The organism is Pseudomonas sp. 05T35 (assembly GCF_056396605.1).
The window spans coordinates 1-377 of record NZ_JBFTLU010001008.1; the positions used below are offsets into that span (position 1 = coordinate 1).

Here is a 377-nt window from a genome sequence, read left to right on the forward strand (position 1 = left end):
TGCTGACGCTATCCCTGGGCGCAGCGCTGCTGCAAATCCCGATGCTGCAGGCCGAAGAACTGCCTGCGGCGATCCGCAAGATCGAAGAAAAAGGCGCAAAAATCGTCGGCAGTTTCGATGCGCCCGATGGTCTGCGTGGTTACGCGGCGCAGTATCAGAACCGCGGCATGGCCTTGTACCTGACACCCGATGGCCAACATGTGCTGCTTGGCAACCTGTACGACGCCGACGGCAAGGACTTGAGCGCCGAGCCGCTGCAAAAACTGGTCTACGCGCCAATGGCCAAGGAAGTCTGGGCGAAGATGGAAGCCAGCAACTGGATCGCCGACGGCAGCAAGGATGCACCGCGCACCGTCTACCTGTTCAGCGACCCGAAC

General features: G+C 61.0%; 1 protein-coding gene. It reads left to right on the plus strand.

Annotation, left to right across the window (positions count from 1 at the left end; genetic code table 11):
- Window positions 1–2 precede the first annotated feature (2 nt).
- The coding region (gene dsbG, locus AC1DH9_RS31140; RefSeq protein ID WP_477809587.1) for a thiol:disulfide interchange protein DsbG at window positions 3–377 on the plus strand (375 nt) is incomplete at its 3' end.